Consider the following 18,767-nt stretch of genomic DNA (forward strand, 5'->3'; position numbering starts at 1 on the left):
TTTATGTTGTTTAACTTTATTAGTCTTTGTTCGGGTTTTCCTTGGCTTTTCTTTGAGCCTTCTGCTTCTCGGCCTGCTCTTTGTCGAACTTGTCGTAGGCTTCGACTATTCGTGTAACGAGTTTGTGGCGCACTATGTCTTTCTGGTTCATCTCGATGAACGAAATGCCTTTCACGTCTTTCAGAATGCGCTGAGCCTCAAGCAGTCCCGAGCGCGTTGATGGCGGAAGGTCAATCTGCGAGGCATCTCCAGTAACAATCATCTTGGTGTTCTGTCCCATTCGGGTTAGGAACATTTTTATCTGTGCGCTCGTTGTGTTCTGCGCCTCGTCAAGGATAACTACGGCATCGTTTAGCGTTCTGCCTCGCATAAAGGCGAGCGGTGCAATCTGTATCACGTTGTTTTCCATGTGCTCTTTAAGTTTGTTTGCCGGAATCATGTCTTCAAGAGCATCGTAGAGAGGTTGCAGATACGGATCTATTTTCTCTTTCATGTCGCCGGGCAGAAAGCCGAGTTTCTCGCCAGCCTCAACTGCCGGACGGCTAAGTATTATTTTTCTGATAACCTTGTTCTTCAGGAGTTTTATTGCCAATGCTATTGCTATGTAGGTCTTTCCCGAGCCTGCCGGACCGATGGCAAAAATCATGTCGTTTTTCTCGAATTCCTTTACAAGTTTCTTCTGATTTTCGCTTCTTGGGGTTATAGGCTTTCCGGTGGTGCTGTAAACAATCACTTCGTCGCTGCTTTCCTTGCTTGTGCGCTTGCCTTCCATAATGTCGTGGATTGCCTCGTTGTCGAGCGAGTTGAACGTGGCGCAATGCTTTTGCAGCTTCATGATGTTTTCTTCAAAGGCGCACAATTCTTCCTCGTCTCCCATTACCTTTATTACGTTTCCGCGCGCAACAATTCGTAGTTTGGGATAGTAGGCTTTTATTTGCTGGAAGTTGTTGTTGTTTACCCCATAGAATACCACGGGGTCAATATCCTCAAGTACAATGTGTCGTTCTATCATTTAGCAAATGCAATATACGCTGCAAATTTAATCTTTTTATTTCTAACTTTGGTTTTTATGCGGTTGTTTTTTTCCGAAGTCCGAGAATTATGCGTTGTTTTTGCCTGTAAAGTCCGATGGCTGATGTTTTTCTGCCTCCAGAAAAGGGCAGAGCCCGACTTTATTGATTAAGGTCGGGCTCGATGTATTTGAATTGTCCCCAAAATTCGTTTTCGCGATATTTCTGTACGCTCATGTCCGGAACGATGAGTATCGCCTTCTGCATTGTGCTGTTGCTGAACATCTTGCTTATTGGCATGTAGAATGGCTTAATCCAGTTTACCTTGATGTTTTGCAGATTGCTGCAACTCTCAAAAATCTTCTCGCCGAATTTCGACGTGCTTGCCGGAATATTGATGTACGAAAGTTTGTTGCAACCCTCGAATGCAAACGGCTGAATATTCGTCACGGTTGGTGCAATGTTGTATTTCTCCTTGTTTCCGAAAGCCTTGAAGAGCGTTGTCCTGCTTTTGTTATACATTATATTATTGTCTGTGCAGTACATCGGGTTTGCCTTGTCAATCTCTATTTCCTCAAGATTTGTGCAGTTGTAGAATACGAGCGACTTGATGCTTACTACCGAAGCCGGAATTGTAATCTTTTTGAGTTGCTTGCATCGGGCAAAGGCGCACGCATCTATTGTTTCAACGTGATTGCCAATTATCACCTCGGTTAAGTCGTCGTTTCCGCTGAAGGCGTGAGGCATAATCTCTATTACCGAATCGGGCACTTGGTATGTACCCTTCAGCGAGTATGCCTTTATTATTTCGGTTCCTTGCTTGTTGAAGATGACGTTGCCTATCGTCTTGAAATTCGCATTTTTTTCATCAACCCAAAATTCCTGAATGTTGTCGCATGGACTGAAGGCTCTGCTTTTTATAATCTTTACGTTTTTCGAGATGCGTACCTTCCGAAGTTCTTCGTGGTTGGCAAATGCCAGATGGCTTATCTCGGTAACCGATTCGGGCGTGTCGAATTCTGTAATGTGTCCGAAGGCATAAATAAGTTTCGTTCTGTCTTTGTTGTAAAGAACGTATTCGTCCGACGTGAAGAAGTCGTTGTTTTCATCAACCGAGATTACCGAAAGATTCTTGCAGCCGTTGAATGCGCCATTGTTAATCTGTGCTACTTTTGCAGGAATGAACATCCGTTCGAGTCCCGAATTGTAAAAGGCATTTGCTTTTATCTCTGTAACCGACTCTGGAAGTTTTACGCTCTTGAGCGATGCGCATCCGCTGAACATTCCGTTCGAAATCTCCGTCAGATGGTTGGGTAGGGTAACGTTCTTCAGATTCGTGCATCTTATAAATATCTGCCTGCCAACTTTTACGATGCTGTTTGGCATAACAACCGAATTGAGATTTGTACAGTTGGCAAACATTGCGAGCGGAAGGGTATGCGTGCCTTCCTGAATGGTAACGTTTCTTAGACCCGTACAGCCCGAGAATGCGCCTTCGCCAATGTTTTCTGTCTTTGGCAGATGGAGTGATTCGATGTCCGTACATTCTTCAAAACAGTATGTTCCTATCGAATTGAGGGCTTTCGGAAAATGGATGCTTTTCAGCGAATGACAATCTTTGAAAGCCTTGTCGGCGATAACGGAAAGCGACGACGGCATCACGACCGATAAGAGTTGCGTGCATCCGCGGAAGGCGCAGAAATCAATTTTCGTAACTCCGTTAGGAATAACGATGTTGGTCAGACTTGTGCAACCCGTAAAGCAACATTCGCTTATTGCCGTGATGCTCTGCGGAAGTTCTATTTTTCCAAGCATCTTGCACGAACGGAATGCATATTTGCCTATCTCCGAAGTTGATTTCGGAATGTTTATCTCTTTCAGCGAGGTGCACGTTGAGAATGCGCTGTTTCCTATTCGTTTCAGTTTTGCCTCAATGTTTACGCTTGTAAGATTTGTGTTGCTCGAAAAGGCGTCATCGGCAATAGCCACCACTTCGTAACTGATTTTGTTGTACTCAACTTTTTTCGGAATGGTTACATCGCCAACATAGTGCATGCTTCTCTTTGCTGTAACTTCCACAGTATTGTTTGCAAGACGGTTGTAGCCAATGTCGTCAACAATAAAATCCTGTGCAGTGCAGCCTACTGAAAATAAAAAGCCTATGGTTATAATTTTTTCTCTCAGTGTAATCTTCATAATATAAAACTTATCTCTCTTATTATCTTAATCTTGTGACATCGCAAAGATACAATATTTAACGAAACATTTGTTAAAAAATGTAATTTTTTTGCTCAATTTCATTGTGGATTGGCAAAAATGTATAATTTTGCGTAGCTTACCGGTGGGGTAGGCACCGTAAGGTTAAACTTGAATGTAATTATAATTATAACTTATAACAAATATGAGCTTAAAAATCGTAGTTCTTGCAAAGCAGGTTCCTGATACACGAAATGTGGGTCCTGATGCAATGACACCGGAAGGCACAGTGAATCGCTCTGCTCTTCCTGCTATCTTCAACCCCGAAGATATGAATGCTCTTGAGCAGGCATTGAGATTGAAGGATGAAAATCCCGGTTCGACAGTAACAGTTGTCACAATGGGTCCTGGCCGTGCTGCCGAGGTTATCCGCGAGGCTATGTATCGTGGTGCCGATGGTGGTTATCTGCTAACCGACCGCGCCTTTGCTGGAGCTGATACTCTGGCAACATCTTATGCACTTTCAACAGCTATCAAGCATGTTGCTCCAGATGTAGATTTGATTATCGGTGGTCGTCAGGCTATCGATGGCGATACAGCACAGGTTGGTCCTCAGGTGGCAGAAAAGCTTGGTCTTAATCAGATTACATACACCGAGGAGATTCTTAGCTGCAAGGATGGCCGCATCACCGTTAAGCGTCACATCGATGGCGGTGTAGAGACAGTTGAGAGTGCATTGCCCCTTGTCCTTACAGTAAACGGCTCGGCTGCTCCATGCCGTCCACGCAACGCCAAACTTGTAATGAAGTACAAGCGCGCCCTTGCACCTATGGAGTTGGAGAAGGATACAACATACGCCGACCTTCCTTATGCCGACCAGTATGAAAAGAAGCCTTACCTCAAGATTGGTCAGCTTAGTTGCGCCGACGTGAACGCTGACTTGAGCCAGTGCGGTCTTGCCGGTTCTCCAACAAAGGTCAAGAATGTCGAGAACATCGTATTCAAGGCTAAGGAAAGTAAAGTATTAACAAGTTCTGATGCCGACATGAACGGTCTTATTCAGGAACTTTTGGCTAACCATACAATAGGATAATCAAGATGAACAACGTATTTGTATATTGCGAACTTGAAGGCACTCAGGTTGCCGAGGTAAGTCAGGAACTTTTAACAAAAGGTCGCAAGTTGGCCAATACTCTGGGCGTTCAGTTAGAGGCTATCGCAGCCGGCTCGGGCATTGTAGGAAAGGTCGAATCGCAGATTCTGCCTTATGGCGTTGACAAACTTCATATTTTCGATGCTCCGGGACTTGCTCCTTACACATCAAAACCTCATACAGCAGTTCTTGTAAACTTGTTTAAGCAGGAAAAACCGCAGATTTGCCTGATGGGTGCAGACGTTGTAGGCCGCGACCTTGGACCTCGCGTTTCATCGGCTCTTCATAGCGGTCTTACAGCCGATTGTACTTCACTCGAAATCGGTCCTCACGATGACAAGAAACTTGGCAAGCACTACGATAATCTGCTTTATCAGATTCGTCCTGCCTTCGGCGGAAACATCGTAGCAACAATTGTTAACCCGGAGAACCGCCCTCAGATGGCTACCGTTCGTAGCGGTGTTATGAAGGCTGAGATTCTCGACCCTAACTACAAGGGCGAGGTCGTAATTGAGGATGTTGCAAAGTTCGTTCCAGAGGCTGAATATGTAACAAAGGTTATCGAGCGTCATGTTGAGGCTGCAAAGAATAACCTGAAGGGTGCTCCAATCGTTGTTGCCGGCGGATATGGTGTTGGCAGCAAGGAAGGCTTCGACCTTCTTTACGATTTTGCACGCGAGATTCATGCCGAGGTTGGCGCAAGCCGTGCTGCTGTCGATGCAGGCTTCTGCGATCACGATCTTCAGATTGGTCAGACAGGTGTGACAGTTCGTCCAAAGGTCTACATCGCTTGCGGAATCTCAGGCGCAATTCAGCATGTTGCAGGTATGAAGGAGAGTGGTATCATCATCTCTATCAATACCGACGAGAATGCTCCAATCAACGCAATTGCCGACTATGTAATCAATGGCTCGGTAGAGGAGGTTCTTCCTAAACTAATAAAGTATTACAAGCAGAATTCAAAGTAAAAGTTATGGCAAATTATTATAGCGGAGTTCCCGAACTGATGTTCGAGATGAATAATCCTCTCATGGAGCGTATCGCTCAGTTGAAGGAGCGCGACTACGAAGATAAGGATAAATACGACGAGGCACCTCAGGATTATGCCGATGCGCTGGATAATTACGGACGTGTACTCGATATTCTTGGCGACATTGCAGAGAACGTTATCGCTCCTAATGCCGAGGATGTTGATGCCGAAGGACCTCACTGCGAGAACGGCAGAGTGAGATACGCATCAAAGACTTACGAAAATATGGAGGCTTTGAAGAAGGCTGGTCTTAACGGTATGACGATGCCACGCCGTTTTGGTGGTCTTAATCTGCCTATCACCGTATATACTGCTGCTAACGAGATGGTTTCGGCTGCCGATGCAGGTCTTGAAAACATCTGGTCTTTGCAGGATTGTATCGAGACTCTTTACGAGTTCGGTAACGAAGATCAGCACAATCGTTTCATTCCTCGCGTGTGTGAAGGCGAGACTATGTCTATGGACTTGACCGAGCCTGATGCTGGTTCTGATTTGCAGAGCGTTATGCTTAAGGCTACTTTCGATGAAGAGAACAACTGCTGGCGTCTGAATGGCTGTAAGCGTTTCATCACAAACGGCGATTCTGACATCCACTTGGTTCTTGCCCGTTCAGAGGCTGGCACACGCGATGGCCGTGGCTTGTCAATGTTCATCTACGACAAGCGCGATGGCGGTGTTGATGTTCGTCGTATCGAGAACAAGATGGGTATCCACGGTTCTCCAACAACCGAACTTGTCTACAAGAATGCAAAGGCTGAACTCTGCGGCGACCGCAAACTCGGACTTATCAAGTATGTCATGGCACTTATGAATGGTGCTCGTCTTGGTATCGCTGCACAGAGCGTCGGAATCTCTCAGGCTTCTTACAACGAGGCTTTGGCTTATGCCAAGGACCGTAAGCAGTTTGGCAAGGCAATCATCGAGTTTCCTGCCGTTTACGAGATGATTTCAAACATCAAGGCTAAGCTTGATGCCGGTCGTGCGTTGCTTTATCAGACATCTCGCTATGTCGATATCTACAAGGCTCTCGACGATATCGCTCGCAGCCGCAAACTTACTCCAGAGGAGCGTGCAGAGCAGAAGAAGTTTGCTAAACTTGCCGATGCCTTCACTCCGTTGGCAAAGGGTATGAACTCTGAATATGCAAACCAGAATGCCTACGATTGTATTCAGGTTCACGGAGGTTCTGGCTTCATGCTCGAGTATGCTTGCCAGCGTTTGTATCGCGATGCTCGTATCACTTCAATCTACGAGGGTACTACTCAGTTGCAGACTGTTGCTGCTATCCGTTACATCACAAACGGATTCTACAGTTCGGTTATTCAGGACTTTGAGAATGTCCAGACAACAGCAGAGTTCGAGTCTTATCTCGATCGCATAAAGGCTATGGCTGGCAAACTTAATGAAAGCATTGCAGCCGTTAAGGAGGCTGAAAATCAGGAGTTGCTCGATATCTGTTCTCGCCACTTGTACGATATGACAGGTTCGATTGTAATGTCTCATTTGTTGCTTCAGAATGCAACAAAGGCTCCAGAACTCTTTGCAAAGTCGCTTAACGTTTATGTTAATCTTGCAGAGAGCGAAGTTGAGAAAAACTACAATTGGATTAGCCGCATGACTGCCGATCAGCTCGATTCATACAAGAAGTAATATTCTGTAGTACAGAACAAAAATAAAGCCCCCGCTCCGAATAAGAGCGGGGGCTTTCACGTTGCATTCACTTTTAAGTTAAATTTACCTCTATTTTTTTGATATTTACTTTATTGTAGCATTCTCTGCAAAGAGGCTCGTACTCGTGCGTTTCGCCAAGCAGAACCTGACCTTCGGCTGCAATTATGCGGTGCGAGATGTATGCCAGCGAACCGCATTTTACGCAGATGGCATTCACTTTCGTAACATCGTCGGCTATGGCGCAAAGCGAAGGCATCGGACCGAACGGCTTTCCTGTATAGTCTAGGTCGAGTCCGGCGATTATCACCCTTGTACCTTTGTATGCCAGACTGTTGCAGACATCAACAAGTCCTTCGTCGAAGAATTGAGCCTCGTCAATTCCAATGACATCAAATCCGCAGGCTTGTTCGCAAATCTCTGCCGAACTCGAAATCGGGGTAGACGATACCGACAGACCGTTGTGGGTGACAACGTCGTCTGCACTGTATCTTATGTCGAGCGCGGGCTTAAAGACCATTATGCTTTGCTTTGCAAATTCGGCGCGGCGCAGTCTTCTTATAAGTTCTTCTGTTTTGCCAGAGAACATGCTTCCGCATATAACCTCAATGCGTCCGCGGTGTACCGTTTCACCACCTTTCAATGTCATTGTCCTTTTCATTTTAGAGCAAAAAAATACCAAGAGAAGAATCTCTTGGTTTTAAAGTTGCGGAGGCTCGACTCGAACGAACGACCTCCAGGTTATGAGCCTGGCGAGCTACCAACTGCTCCACTCCGCGATGTTAGTTATTCAGTGTTGAACTGTCGTTCATTCCCGAATTGCGATGCAAAATTACGGCAAAAAATGGATTCGACCAAATTTTTTAAGACAAAATTTTATATTTTTTCGAAAAATATGTAATTTTTCTGTTTTATACCTAATATATTTATATCAAAAATGCAGAATTGCTTTGTGTGACCGTCAATTTTGCATCTTCTGAAAACAACATAAGGCAGTGACAAAGCACCGCCTTATTTTTGCATATTCCGTTCAATATGGCTTTGTGTCCGACTCTTTCGGTTTGCCATAACTATTGTGTACAATAGTATTTGCAAAAGTAGCATAAAAAAATAAATATCAAAAAAAATAGCGTTAAAACTTTGGTGCATGGGGAAAAATAGAGTATAAATTGATGTCGAAATGAAAAAAATTGTATATTTGCAGAATAGTTTGAATACTTATGCCGATATCAAAAACAAAAGACAAGCTTATTGATGTTGCTCGAAAGCTCTTTGCACAGAAGGGTGTAGAGAATACCACGATGAATGATATTGCCATAGCCTCAGGTTTTGGTCGACGTACGTTGTACACTTATTTTGACAGTAAAGAAGAAATTTTCATGTCTGTTGTTCAGTCTGAACTTGATAGGCTAAGTGACAAACTGATGGGGGTTGCAGCCAAAGATACAACGCCCGACCAAAAAATCATAGAACTTATATATACTCACCTGAATAGTGTAAAGGAAACAGTCTATCGGAACGGAAATCTCCGTGCCGAATTTTTCAGAGACATCTGGGGAGTGGAAAGTGTGCGCAAGAGTTTCGACCGTAAAGAGATTATGGCATTCCGCAAGGTGATGGAAGAGGGCAATAAACTTGGCGTTTTTGATATTGAGAATGTCGACCTCACGGCTGATATTGCTCACTATTGCGTAAAGGGACTCGAGGTTCCTTACATTTTTGGAAGAATTGGTAGAGGCCTCACCGAAGAAACGGCTGCTCCGCTTGTTGCCCGCTTCATTCGCAAGGCTCTTGGTAAGAAATAAAATAAATTAAAAAAATAATTATGGGACTATTAACAGGAAAAACAGCGCTTATCACAGGTGCTGCTCGTGGTATCGGTAAGGCTATCGCCTTGAAGTTTGCTCAGGAAGGTGCTAACATCGCTTTCACTGACCTTGTAATCGATGAGAACGGTAAGGCTACTGAGGCTGAAATCGCTGCTCATGGCGTAAAGTGCGTAGGCTATGCTTCAAACGCAGCTGATTTTGCACAGAGCGAAGAGGTTGTAAACAAGGTTAAGGAAGACTTCGGCTCTATCGATATTCTTGTAAACAATGCAGGTATCACAAAAGATGGTTTGATGCTTCGTATGACAGAGGCTCAGTGGGATGCTGTAATCGCAGTAAACCTTAAGTCTGCTTTCAACTTCATTCATGCTTGTACTCCAATCATGATGCGTCAGCGCAGCGGTTCTATCATCAACATGGCATCTGTCGTAGGTGTTCACGGAAATGCTGCTCAGTGTAACTACGCTGCATCAAAGGCTGGTCTTATCGCTCTTGCTAAGTCTATCGCTCAGGAGATGGGTGCAAAGGGCATCCGTGCAAATGCTATTGCTCCAGGCTTCATCGAGACAGCCATGACTGCTCAGTTGTCTGAGGATATCCGCAAGGAGTGGATTAAGTCTATTCCGCTTCGTCGCGGCGGTCAGGTTGAGGATATAGCAAATTGTGCAGTATTCCTTGCATCTGACATGTCATCATACATCAGCGGTCAGGTTATTCAGGTCGATGGCGGTATGAATATGTAATTTTTGCAGAATATATTAAATAACCTACGCCCTTGCCTGAAAGATGGTAGGGGCGTATATTTTTTGTATAAATGGAGGTTCTTTACGAAGATAATCACATAATTATTGTAAACAAAAGCAGTTCGGAGATTGTTCAGGGCGACAAGACTGGCGATGTTCCGCTGAGTGAGACTGTAAAGCAGTATATCAAGGAAAAATATGCTAAGCCGGGAAATGTCTTTCTTGGTGTTGTGCATCGTCTCGACCGTCCGGTGAGCGGAGTTGTCACATTTGCCCGTACAGGAAAGTCTCTGGCTCGCCTTAACGAGATGTTCAGAACCAAAGATGTTCATAAAACATACTGGGCTATTGTCAAGGATGCGCCCAAGAATCCCGAGGGCGAACTTGTTCATTGGCTTGTGCGAAATGAGAAGCAGAATAAAAGTTATGCCTACGACAAGGAAGTTCCGAACTCAAAGAAGGCTATTCTACATTACAAAGTCATTGCGCACAGCGATAATTATACGCTGCTTGAGATTGACTTGAAGACAGGTCGCCATCATCAAATCAGATGCCAACTTGCCAAGATGGGATGTCCGATAAAAGGCGATTTGAAATATGGTGCTAAACGCAGCAATCCCGATGGAAGTATAAGTCTTCATGCACGCAGAATTCAGTTTGTTCATCCTGTATCGAAGATAGATATCGACGTGGTTGCACCGGTCCCAAACGATGCGCTATGGCACAGTTTTTCTTCTGAAATGTAAATTCAACCAGTTTTTTTTACATTTTTTCACCAATGTTAAACCTCATTTAGGTGAAAAATGTATATCTTTGTAGTATGAAAAGAGCTACAATATGGGCGCTTGGTGTGGGCATGAGCTTATCGTTTCTGGTTCTGCTCTTCTTGCAGATAAACTACATGACCCGATTTGTAACGCTTCGCAAGGCACAGTTCGACGAGAATGTTAACCGCAGTCTTAGTGAAGCGGTTAGCAATGTGGAACTAAACGAAAGCCGATTGTATCTCGAAAACCTTGTTCGCGAGAATCTGAGAGATTCGATGTATGCAAGCGAAGAGGTCGATACTAACGTACAGAAGGTTAGAAGTCATTACACAACCTTCGAGCAGACAACGTTCGACAATCGCCGCGACAACAGACCTAAAGCTGTAATCGGCGATGTGAGCAGAAGTCAGATGGGCGATGTCATCAAAAAAATGTATATGAATCGCCGCGCAACGCTCGACAAGGCCGTGTATTCTATGATAGAGGCGGGCAGAGGTCTTCAGTTGAAGAAAAGGATAAACTTCAGAATGCTCGACCAGGAGGTCAAGAACGAGTTGCGAGACAATGGTCTGATGATGCCTTATCATATCAAGGTGCTTGATGCAAAGGGCAATGTGCTCTATCGCTGCTCCGACTATTCCGAGGAGAAAAACGAGGTGTTCTACCGCGCAAAGATGTTCAAGTGGATGGACGACAAGGACAATGCCTTTGTAGAGGTTCATTTTCCGGATTACTCGAGCTACATCACAGGATCAATGCGCCTTATGGTGCCGTCGGTGTGCTTTACCATCGTTCTGCTTGTAACATTCGTGTTTACAATATATCTCATATTCCGTCAGAAAAAACTATCGGAAATAAAAAGCGACTTCATAAGCAACATGACGCACGAGTTCAAGACTCCGATATCAACCATATCGCTCGCTGCGCAGATGCTGAAGGACGAGAGTCTGGCAAAGTCGCCGGCAATGCTGAAGAAGATAAGCGGAGTTATTAACGACGAGACAAAGAGACTTCGCTTTCAGGTAGACAAGGTCCTTCAGATGTCTATGTTTGAAAAACAGGAAACCACCCTGAAAAAGGTTGAACTGAATTGCAATGAGCTGATTGAGGGCGTGACAAAGACGTTCCGCCTGAAGATAGAGCAGGTTGGAGGAAGCATCGAGATGAAACTGAATGCGCAGAGCGCGATGGTGTATGTAGACGAGATGCATTTCACTAACGTTATCTTCAACCTGATGGACAATGCCGTGAAATATCGTCGCGAGGAAATTCCGCTGAGGCTTGTAATCACCACGGCAAACGTAGGGAAAGACCGCATCGGAATCTCTGTTCAGGACAATGGCATCGGAATAAAGAAAGACGATGTGAAGCGTGTGTTCGAAAAATTCTATCGTGTGCATACAGGCAACGTTCATAACGTTAAGGGCTTCGGCCTTGGCCTTGCATACGTAAACAAGATAGTCGAGGAGCACAAGGGCACGATAAAGTGCGACAGCGAACTCGGCAAGGGAACAAGATTTTTTATAACTATACCTATTATTAAAAACAACTAAAGTCATGGAAGACGATAAAGTACGGCTTTTGCTCTGTGAAGACGATGAGAACCTTGGCGCATTGCTCAAGGAGTATCTGCAGGCAAAAAACTTCACTGTTGAGTTGTGTACCGATGGTGAGGCAGGTTATAAGGCATTTCAGCGAGCAGTATTTGATATTTGCGTTTTCGATGTGATGATGCCTAAGAAAGATGGTTTTACGTTGGCAACAGAGGTTCGTGCATCAAATCCAACAGTACCTATCATATTCCTTACTGCCAAGGCTGAAAAGGAAGACATATTGGAGGGCTTCAAACTCGGAGGTGACGACTATGTGGCTAAGCCATTCTCTATGGAAGAGCTAACATCGCGCATCGAGGCAATCTTGCGCCGTGTAAAGATTCAGCAGCAGAAGGATAATAGCTTCCAGTACAGATTGGGCAAGTTTATCTTTGATACGCAGAAGCAGACTCTGAGTGCAGTAAACGACGAGTGGGAGCCAATAAAACTGACAACAAAGGAGTGCGAACTTCTCTCGCTTCTCTGTACTCACGGAACAGAAATCCTTCAGCGTGACTATGCCCTGAAGGCTATTTGGGTTGATGACAATTATTTCAACGCCCGCAGTATGGATGTGTATATCACAAAACTGCGCAAGCTGTTGCGCGCCGATCCAGAGGTCGAGATTCTGAATGTTCACGGAAAGGGCTATAAGCTCATTGCTCCGGGAATAGATTAAGAAAAGATACAGGCAAAATAAAAGCCCTAAGGTTTTGAAAACTTTAGGGCTTTTTATTTCTTCCGAATATATGAGTAAGACTATTCAGTTATCCTTTTGTTTACAATAATATGAACAATCAGACCTACAACTGCCAAACCAACACAACCGAATGTGATATAGTTGTTGTTTACCTCACCCATGATACCGCATGCAACCAAAGCGATGGCAGCGATAATAATAATTATTATACCAAGGTTTTTCATTCTATAATATATATTACGTTTTACTTTTATTCGTTTTATTGTCTACAAAGAAAACAATAATTCTTGACTTTACGAAATAAAAGGCGAGAAAAAATAAGATAAACAGGAAAAAAACTATCCCTGCATGTTTTTGAACACTTTTTTAAGAACGTCCTGGCATATCGCAATATCCTCAACATTAATGCCCTCGAGTGCTTCCTTCAGCGTCTTGATAGCGATGATTGCCGAACGTCTTTCTGTATCCCTGCCTTTTCGCGTAAGCTGAATCTGGTTTATTCGCCTGTCTTTTTTGTTGGCAAGTCGCGTCACGAGTCCCATCTTCTCCATGTTGTCAATAAGGCGGGTCATGCTTGGCTTGTCCTTGAATGTGGCATTACAAAGAGCCTGCTGCGTAACACCGTTGTTGTTTACAAGATGTACGAGTACAGTCCATTGTTCGGGGGTTATGTCCAGCTTTTCCTCTTTGCAGTTTCTCAGAAACTGTTTGTTGATTGCTGTTGTAACCCTTCCGTTCAGGATTGCGAAAATTATGTTGAGGTCGTAGTCAAAGTTGTTTACCATAATAATATGATATATTAACCGTTGTGAATGAAACTGTTTGCAAATATAATTGTTTGCATCTGAATTATATGAAAAAGTCGTGACGTTTTTTATGTTTTTTAGTTTTTTTAACGAAAAAATTTGTTTTTTCAGTCTAAATGCCTTAATTTTGCACCGCATTTTTGCATAGAACATTTAATTAATAAACAAAGTAGTATGAATCAGTACGAAACCGTTTTCATTTTAACTCCCGTTTTATCTGATGAGCAGATGAAGGAAGCGGTAGAGAAATTCAAAGGTATCCTTGCTGAAGAAAACAGCGAGATTATCAATGAAGAAAGCTGGGGCCTGAAGAAGTTGGCTTATCCAATCGATAAGAAGTCAACAGGTTTCTATCAGTTGATCGAGTTTAAGGCAGAGCCTGCAACAATCGCTAAGTTGGAGGTTAACTTCCGTCGTGACGAGCGCGTGCTCCGTTACTTGACCGTTAAGTTGGACAAGTACGCTGCAGAGTATGCTGCTAAGAGAAGAAACAAGTAATTAAAAAAAGGAGGAATTAATTATGGCACAGCAATCAGAAATCAGATACTTAACTCCACCAACCGTAGATGTTAAGAAGAAAAAGTATTGCCGTTTCAAGAAGAGCGGTATTAAGTACATCGATTACAAGGATCCTGAATTCTTGAAGAAGTTCTTGAATGAGCAGGGTAAGATTCTTCCACGTCGTATTACAGGTACTTCATTGAAGTTCCAGCGTCGTGTTGCTCAGGCAGTGAAGAGAGCACGCCACTTGGCTTTGCTTCCATTTGTAACTGATATGATGAAATAATAAAAAGGAGGGACAAGTATGGAAATTATATTGAAAGAAGACGTTCAGAACTTAGGTTTCAAGAACGACATCGTTACAGTGAAGAACGGCTATGGTCGTAACTTCCTTATCCCTACTGGTAAGGCTATCGTTGCTACAGCATCTGCTAAGAAGATTCTCGCAGAGGAGTTGAAGCAGAAGGCTAAGAAACTTGAGAAGATCAAGAACGAGGCTCAGGCTCTTGCTGACAGCTTGAAGGACGTTGCTCTTCAGTTGGCTGTTAAGGTTAGCGCAGCTGGTGCAGTTTACGGTTCAGTTACTGCAGCAAACGTTGCTGATGAACTTAACAAGAAGGGTTTTGCTATTGACAAGAAGGTTGTTTCAATGAAGGATATCAAGGCTCTTGGTGAGTTTAAGGCTGTTCTTAAGCTTCACAAGGAGGTTACTGTTGAGGTTCCTGTAGTTGTAGTAGCTGAGGCAGAAGCTTAATTAAAATCTGTAAAGGATTTGAATCATTATAAAAGGAGTACGTTTTAGTACTCCTTTTTTTGTGGCTTGTCAGGTAATAGCATCGAATTTCTTGTTAAATTTATGTTATGAAGCATTATTCGCTGTTATTCTGGCAGATGATAGTGGATTTTTGTATCTATTTATCATTTTTGATGCAAAAAAAAGTAAGAATATGTTTGCTTTTCTCGCTAAAAAAAGCGACATTTGCAGAGTAGTTTTACGAATAATTAGTTTTTAATTTAAACCATTAAGCCTATAGCCAATTTTTACTCTAACAAAAATTGTTTAAATTATGAAATCATACAAGAGCCATTCCGATGAGGAACTGGTTAAACTTTATGTTCAGGGTAATAATGAGGCATTTGATGCACTCCTTAGTCGCTACAACACCAAAGTGTACAACTATATCTATGGTTTCGTACACAACGAGGCGTTGGCAGAAGACTTGTTTCAAGAGACTTTTATTAAGGCCATCATCACTCTAAAGCAGGGTGGTTATTCGGAGAGTGGCAAGTTTTCGTCGTGGCTTATGCGCATTGCGCATAACAAGGTTTTCGATGTGTTCAGACTCGAGAAGCACGACAATACCGTCAGCAACGACGAGTATGATGTAGATTTGTACGACTACAGCCAGTTGCTCGAGGGTAATGTTGAGGATAATATCGTAGCCGACCAGACCATCGACGAGTTGAATTATCTCATAACTCTTCTTAACGAAGACCAGCGTGAGATAATAAAAATGCGCTACTATCAGGAACTTAGTTTCAAGGAAATTTCGGACATTACGGGCGTAAGCATCAATACGGCTTTGGGGCGGATGCGCTATGCAATTCTGAATCTCAGAAAACTTGCTGAAGAAAAAAATATGCTTTTCCAATATTAAAACGAGCACTCTGCACAATAATGCAGAGTGTTTTTTCGTTTTATCAGAAACATTAAAAAAGTTTCTGCCTATGGAGAAAGATTTTACTTTAGTAAAGAAAGCATCATCATTAAAGTCGCGTAAGGTGGTTTTGAAGCCATCAAAGAAAACACTCGATTTTATCCGTAACTTTGCGCACAACTATAATGCCTGCGCGGTAAGTAAAGGAACATATCTAACAATGTCGTGGAACTGATGGGCAAGATTATTTCACCTTCTTTGTTGTCGGCTAACTTTGCCAATCTTGAACGCGATTTCGAGATGTTGAACAGCAGCGATGCCGATTGGGTTCACATTGATATTATGGACGGCGTGTTTGTGCCGAACATCAGTTTTGGATTCCCTGTTCTGAAATATGTAGCAAAATTGAGTCAGAAGCCGCTCGACGTGCATCTGATGATTGTTCAGCCCGACAAGTTTGTGAGCGAGGTTCGCGACCTTGGCACATATATGATGAACGTACATTTTGAGGCATGCACGCATCTGCATCGCACGATTCAGCAGATAAAACAGGCTGGCATGAAGGCTGCCGTGACGCTTAATCCGGCAACGCCTGTGTGTATGCTCGAGGATATTTTGCCCGAGTTGGATATGGTTCTTCTGATGAGTGTCAATCCGGGCTTTGGAGGTCAGAAGTTCATTCAGAATACCTTGAAAAAAGTTGAGCAACTGAAGGAGATGCGCAACCGCATGGGACTGAATACCATTATCGAGATTGATGGTGGCGTGAACCTTGAGACAGGAAAACTTCTTTCGGATGCCGGAGCTGATGCTCTTGTGGCAGGAAGTGCCGTTTTCAAGGCTGAAGACCCGATAAAGATGATAAAAGACTTGAAGGCTCTGTAGTTGATGATAAGGGTTCTGCTGCCCATAATTGCCGGAATTGTGCTGGCTGGCTTCCTGCCATCCGGCTGTATGTTGCCGCTCTTAGGGCTTGCGGTTCTGTGCTGCATGGCATTTTCATTCTATTCTAAACGGAATTATATTTCTGTTGTCTTGTTAGGCGTGTGCTTCGTGCTTCTCGGCACGGTGCGCACGCTTTGTTTTTACCGTTCACATTCGTACGAGTGGAGCGATGAGCAGAAACTTTATTCTGTCGTGGTTCGCGATATTCAGAAGAACAGCGAAAAATATGTCCGTCTGAATGGCGACTGCTTTATGGCTCTTGATACGGTTGGAAAAGTCGAGCCGATTCCTGATATACGTTGCAGACTCGTCTTCCTGAAAGATAAGAAGTCGGCGAACCATGATTTTTGCGAGGGTGATACGATAACTTTCTACTCGCAGATGTATTCGCCTTGCACGACCGGCAATCGTTACGAATGGAACGAGGAGCTCTATCTTAAAAGCCGTGGAGTGGGCGGAACATCGGTTGTCTACGGCAACCATATAGCCGATTATCGGGTGGCGTCGAGCCATTCGCTTTTGAAGAAAACCCGCGATGCGATAGAGAATGTAATCCTGTCGCTTGCGCTTGATGAGGAGAAAGAGGCGATTGTAAGAGCTCTTGTTCTTGGCGATAGGTCTGGGCTGACTTACGACATGCGGCAGAAGTATTCGCGTGTGGGCATAAGCCATATCCTTGCCTTGTCGGGTTTGCATCTTGGAATCATCTATTGTATTCTCAGTTATGTCCTTTTCGGCATATTCCGAAAGGGAAGGGCAAAGGCTGTTGCTTCGCTTTTAATAATCGCATTTCTGTGGGGCTACGTTATGGTTGTGGGAATGCCTTATTCGCTCGTTCGTGCTGCCATTCTTACTACGCTCTGTATTGTAGCTGCATGGCTTAGAAGAGAAGTCTGGAGCGTCGGTAATTTGATGTTTGCTGCTACTGCCATTCTGCTTGTCTCACCGGGTGCTTTGTATGATGTAGGTTTTCAACTTTCGTTTATGGCTTGCCTTGCTATAATGAAGTTCCAGCCGTTTTTCAGCAACCGTTTTCAGAACAATAAGGTTCTGAAATATGCTTTCGGGATAATTTCTGTATCGTTTGCGGCGCAGATTGGCGTGGCTCCGCTTAGTATTCTCTATTTCCACAATTTTCCATCGTATTTTTTCATCTCCAACTTGTTTGCCGTTCCGCTGGTGTTCGTAATTGTCGGCTCGTTGTTTGCTTTGCTGCCGTTGTGTGCCGTTGTTCCGGGCATTACACAAATAGCGTCGTGGTGCATAAGTGCCGAGGTTTCTGTATTGAATACTTGTACCGATTTTGTGGGCGGATTATGGGGTGCGTCTGCCGGACCATTCTATCCGACGATTGTTCAGGTGGTGCTGATGTATCTTGTCTTGGTGACCGTTTACAAGATGCTCTCTAAGCCCGATGTGCGCGTTCTGCAAGTGGGGATGATGTTCGTGCTTCTGCTTGTTGTGAGCCAGATTTATTGCCTTGTTTCAGACCGAAGGCAGATGTATGTCTGCGATAGTTTCGGCAATCCCGAAGTCGGATTTGTTTGTCATGGAAAGACCGTATGCCAGATTTCGCACGATGATTGGGCTGAAACGGACGGATTGCTGTCGGTTGGCGGAAAGACGGTTCTGATGCTCGATTCGGACAAATGGAGTTATCGTATTTCCGAGAAGAGGCTGAAGGTTGATTATGTCGTCATCTGCAAGGGATTTAAAGGTCGTTTGAACGATGTTGAAAGTCTTTTCGAGGTGCAGAACTGGGTTCTTCATTCATCGCTTACCGATTTCTGGCGACGGAGATACATAGGCGAGTTGGGCGAGATGAAAATCACTCCGTTCGACATGAAAAAAAGCGGAATGTTAGATGTAGAATAAAAGAGGGTGTGTCAAAATAGGCACATCCTCTTATTTGTTTTTTTTACAGGCACGGCGTGGAAAGATTCTTTCTATGCCGCTTTTTTGATGTAAAATCTGTCACAAGCACCCACGAAGCCGCATTTTGCGTTATATAGTCGGTATATTGGTATAAAAACAGCCTTTGAGAGACCGTTCTGTGCCTGTTTTCTCATCACGGCAGCCATTTTCTTGATGTCAAAGGCAATGGCGAAGAAGGCAAAGTCCATGGTGACCTTGCCCTTGCCGAAGTGTCGGAAACGCTTGTACTGCATG

The 18,767-nt window shown here is 43.9% G+C and carries 19 protein-coding genes, 1 tRNA gene and 1 pseudogene; 15 read left to right on the forward strand and 6 right to left on the reverse strand.

Annotated elements, in window-relative coordinates:
* Positions 1-19 precede the first annotated feature (19 nt).
* Both T538_RS0108935 and T538_RS0108940 read right to left on the reverse strand, forming a co-directional pair.
* Positions 20-1,012, reverse strand: a complete 993-nt coding sequence (locus T538_RS0108935) for a PhoH family protein (RefSeq protein ID WP_031533392.1) — start codon at positions 1,010-1,012, stop codon at positions 20-22.
* 160 nt (positions 1,013-1,172) lie between these two features.
* Entirely contained in the window at positions 1,173-3,206 is a 2,034-nt protein-coding gene (locus T538_RS0108940) for a leucine-rich repeat domain-containing protein (protein WP_031533391.1), read from the reverse strand.
* Between the two features lie 205 nt (positions 3,207-3,411).
* On the opposite strand from T538_RS0108940, the gene T538_RS0108945 reads away from it, so the two are divergent.
* From T538_RS0108945 to T538_RS0108955, 3 genes are read left to right on the forward strand one after another with little or no spacing between them, the layout of a single operon-like run.
* The gene (locus T538_RS0108945) at positions 3,412-4,299 is read left to right on the forward strand and encodes an electron transfer flavoprotein subunit beta/FixA family protein (protein WP_031533389.1); all 888 of its coding nucleotides are present in this window, start codon (positions 3,412-3,414) and stop codon (positions 4,297-4,299) included.
* A 5-nt stretch (positions 4,300-4,304) separates the two neighbouring features.
* Positions 4,305-5,327, forward strand: a complete 1,023-nt coding sequence (locus tag T538_RS0108950) for an electron transfer flavoprotein subunit alpha/FixB family protein (protein ID WP_031533387.1) — start codon at positions 4,305-4,307, stop codon at positions 5,325-5,327.
* A 5-nt stretch (positions 5,328-5,332) separates the two neighbouring features.
* Positions 5,333-7,039 carry an acyl-CoA dehydrogenase family protein gene (locus T538_RS0108955; RefSeq protein ID WP_031533386.1) on the forward strand — a complete coding sequence of 569 codons (1,707 nt, stop codon included), beginning with the start codon at positions 5,333-5,335 and terminating at the stop codon, positions 7,037-7,039.
* Between the two features lie 73 nt (positions 7,040-7,112).
* Here T538_RS0108955 and T538_RS0108960 read toward each other — a convergent pair whose 3' ends face one another.
* Together T538_RS0108960 and T538_RS0108965 are read right to left on the reverse strand one after the other, a co-directional pair.
* The gene (locus tag T538_RS0108960; RefSeq protein WP_031533385.1) at positions 7,113-7,706 is read right to left on the reverse strand and encodes a thymidine kinase; all 594 of its coding nucleotides are present in this window, start codon (positions 7,704-7,706) and stop codon (positions 7,113-7,115) included.
* Positions 7,707-7,763: 57 nt separating this feature from the next.
* Positions 7,764-7,836: transfer RNA gene (locus T538_RS0108965), tRNA-Met, on the reverse strand.
* A gap of 441 nt (positions 7,837-8,277) precedes the next feature.
* Here T538_RS0108965 and T538_RS0108970 point away from each other — a divergent pair.
* From T538_RS0108970 to T538_RS0108990, 5 genes are all read left to right on the forward strand, one after another.
* On the forward strand, positions 8,278-8,862 hold the full coding sequence (locus T538_RS0108970) for a TetR/AcrR family transcriptional regulator (RefSeq protein WP_031533384.1): 585 nt from the start codon (positions 8,278-8,280) through the stop codon (positions 8,860-8,862).
* 20 nt (positions 8,863-8,882) lie between these two features.
* A complete protein-coding gene (gene fabG / locus T538_RS0108975; RefSeq protein WP_031533383.1) occupies positions 8,883-9,629 on the forward strand; it encodes a 3-oxoacyl-[acyl-carrier-protein] reductase in 747 nt (248 codons plus the stop codon).
* A gap of 71 nt (positions 9,630-9,700) precedes the next feature.
* Positions 9,701-10,375, forward strand: coding sequence for an RluA family pseudouridine synthase (locus T538_RS0108980; RefSeq protein ID WP_031533381.1), 675 nt, complete (start codon positions 9,701-9,703; stop codon positions 10,373-10,375).
* Between the two features lie 74 nt (positions 10,376-10,449).
* On the forward strand, positions 10,450-11,949 hold the full coding sequence (locus T538_RS0108985) for a sensor histidine kinase (RefSeq protein ID WP_031533380.1): 1,500 nt from the start codon (positions 10,450-10,452) through the stop codon (positions 11,947-11,949).
* A gap of 4 nt (positions 11,950-11,953) precedes the next feature.
* Positions 11,954-12,667, forward strand: coding sequence for a response regulator transcription factor RprY (locus tag T538_RS0108990; RefSeq protein WP_031533379.1), 714 nt, complete (start codon positions 11,954-11,956; stop codon positions 12,665-12,667).
* A 359-nt stretch (positions 12,668-13,026) separates the two neighbouring features.
* On the opposite strand, the gene T538_RS0109000 is transcribed toward T538_RS0108990, so the two are convergent.
* Positions 13,027-13,473: a MarR family winged helix-turn-helix transcriptional regulator gene (locus T538_RS0109000; protein WP_031533377.1), complete on the reverse strand. Its 447-nt coding sequence runs from the start codon at positions 13,471-13,473 to the stop codon at positions 13,027-13,029.
* Between the two features lie 195 nt (positions 13,474-13,668).
* On the opposite strand from T538_RS0109000, the gene rpsF reads away from it, so the two are divergent.
* The 7 genes from rpsF (at position 13,669) to T538_RS0109040 (ending at position 18,473) form a co-directional block, all read left to right on the forward strand.
* The gene (gene rpsF / locus T538_RS0109005) at positions 13,669-13,992 is read left to right on the forward strand and encodes a 30S ribosomal protein S6 (protein WP_031533376.1); all 324 of its coding nucleotides are present in this window, start codon (positions 13,669-13,671) and stop codon (positions 13,990-13,992) included.
* 19 nt (positions 13,993-14,011) lie between these two features.
* Positions 14,012-14,281, forward strand: a complete 270-nt coding sequence (gene rpsR, locus T538_RS0109010; RefSeq protein ID WP_170828109.1) for a 30S ribosomal protein S18 — start codon at positions 14,012-14,014, stop codon at positions 14,279-14,281.
* Between the two features lie 18 nt (positions 14,282-14,299).
* On the forward strand, positions 14,300-14,749 hold the full coding sequence (gene rplI, locus T538_RS0109015) for a 50S ribosomal protein L9 (protein WP_031533374.1): 450 nt from the start codon (positions 14,300-14,302) through the stop codon (positions 14,747-14,749).
* 313 nt (positions 14,750-15,062) lie between these two features.
* Complete coding sequence (locus T538_RS0109025; RefSeq protein ID WP_031533372.1) at positions 15,063-15,653, forward strand: RNA polymerase sigma factor; 591 nt, start codon at positions 15,063-15,065, stop codon at positions 15,651-15,653.
* 70 nt (positions 15,654-15,723) lie between these two features.
* The gene (locus T538_RS18390) at positions 15,724-15,888 is read left to right on the forward strand and encodes a hypothetical protein (protein ID WP_155993086.1); all 165 of its coding nucleotides are present in this window, start codon (positions 15,724-15,726) and stop codon (positions 15,886-15,888) included.
* Positions 15,888-16,538: a ribulose-phosphate 3-epimerase gene (gene rpe / locus T538_RS0109035; RefSeq protein ID WP_031533371.1), complete on the forward strand. Its 651-nt coding sequence runs from the start codon at positions 15,888-15,890 to the stop codon at positions 16,536-16,538. The genes T538_RS18390 and rpe overlap by 1 nt, the downstream gene beginning before the upstream one ends.
* 3 nt (positions 16,539-16,541) lie before the next feature.
* Positions 16,542-18,473: a ComEC/Rec2 family competence protein gene (locus T538_RS0109040; RefSeq protein WP_031541034.1), complete on the forward strand. Its 1,932-nt coding sequence runs from the start codon at positions 16,542-16,544 to the stop codon at positions 18,471-18,473.
* Positions 18,474-18,544: 71 nt separating this feature from the next.
* Here T538_RS0109040 and T538_RS18620 read toward each other — a convergent pair.
* Positions 18,545-18,767: pseudogene (locus T538_RS18620) on the reverse strand (IS5/IS1182 family transposase); the annotation flags it as partial.

The organism is Bacteroides sp. Ga6A2 (assembly GCF_000702225.1).
Lineage (GTDB): Bacteria > Bacteroidota > Bacteroidia > Bacteroidales > Bacteroidaceae > Ga6A1.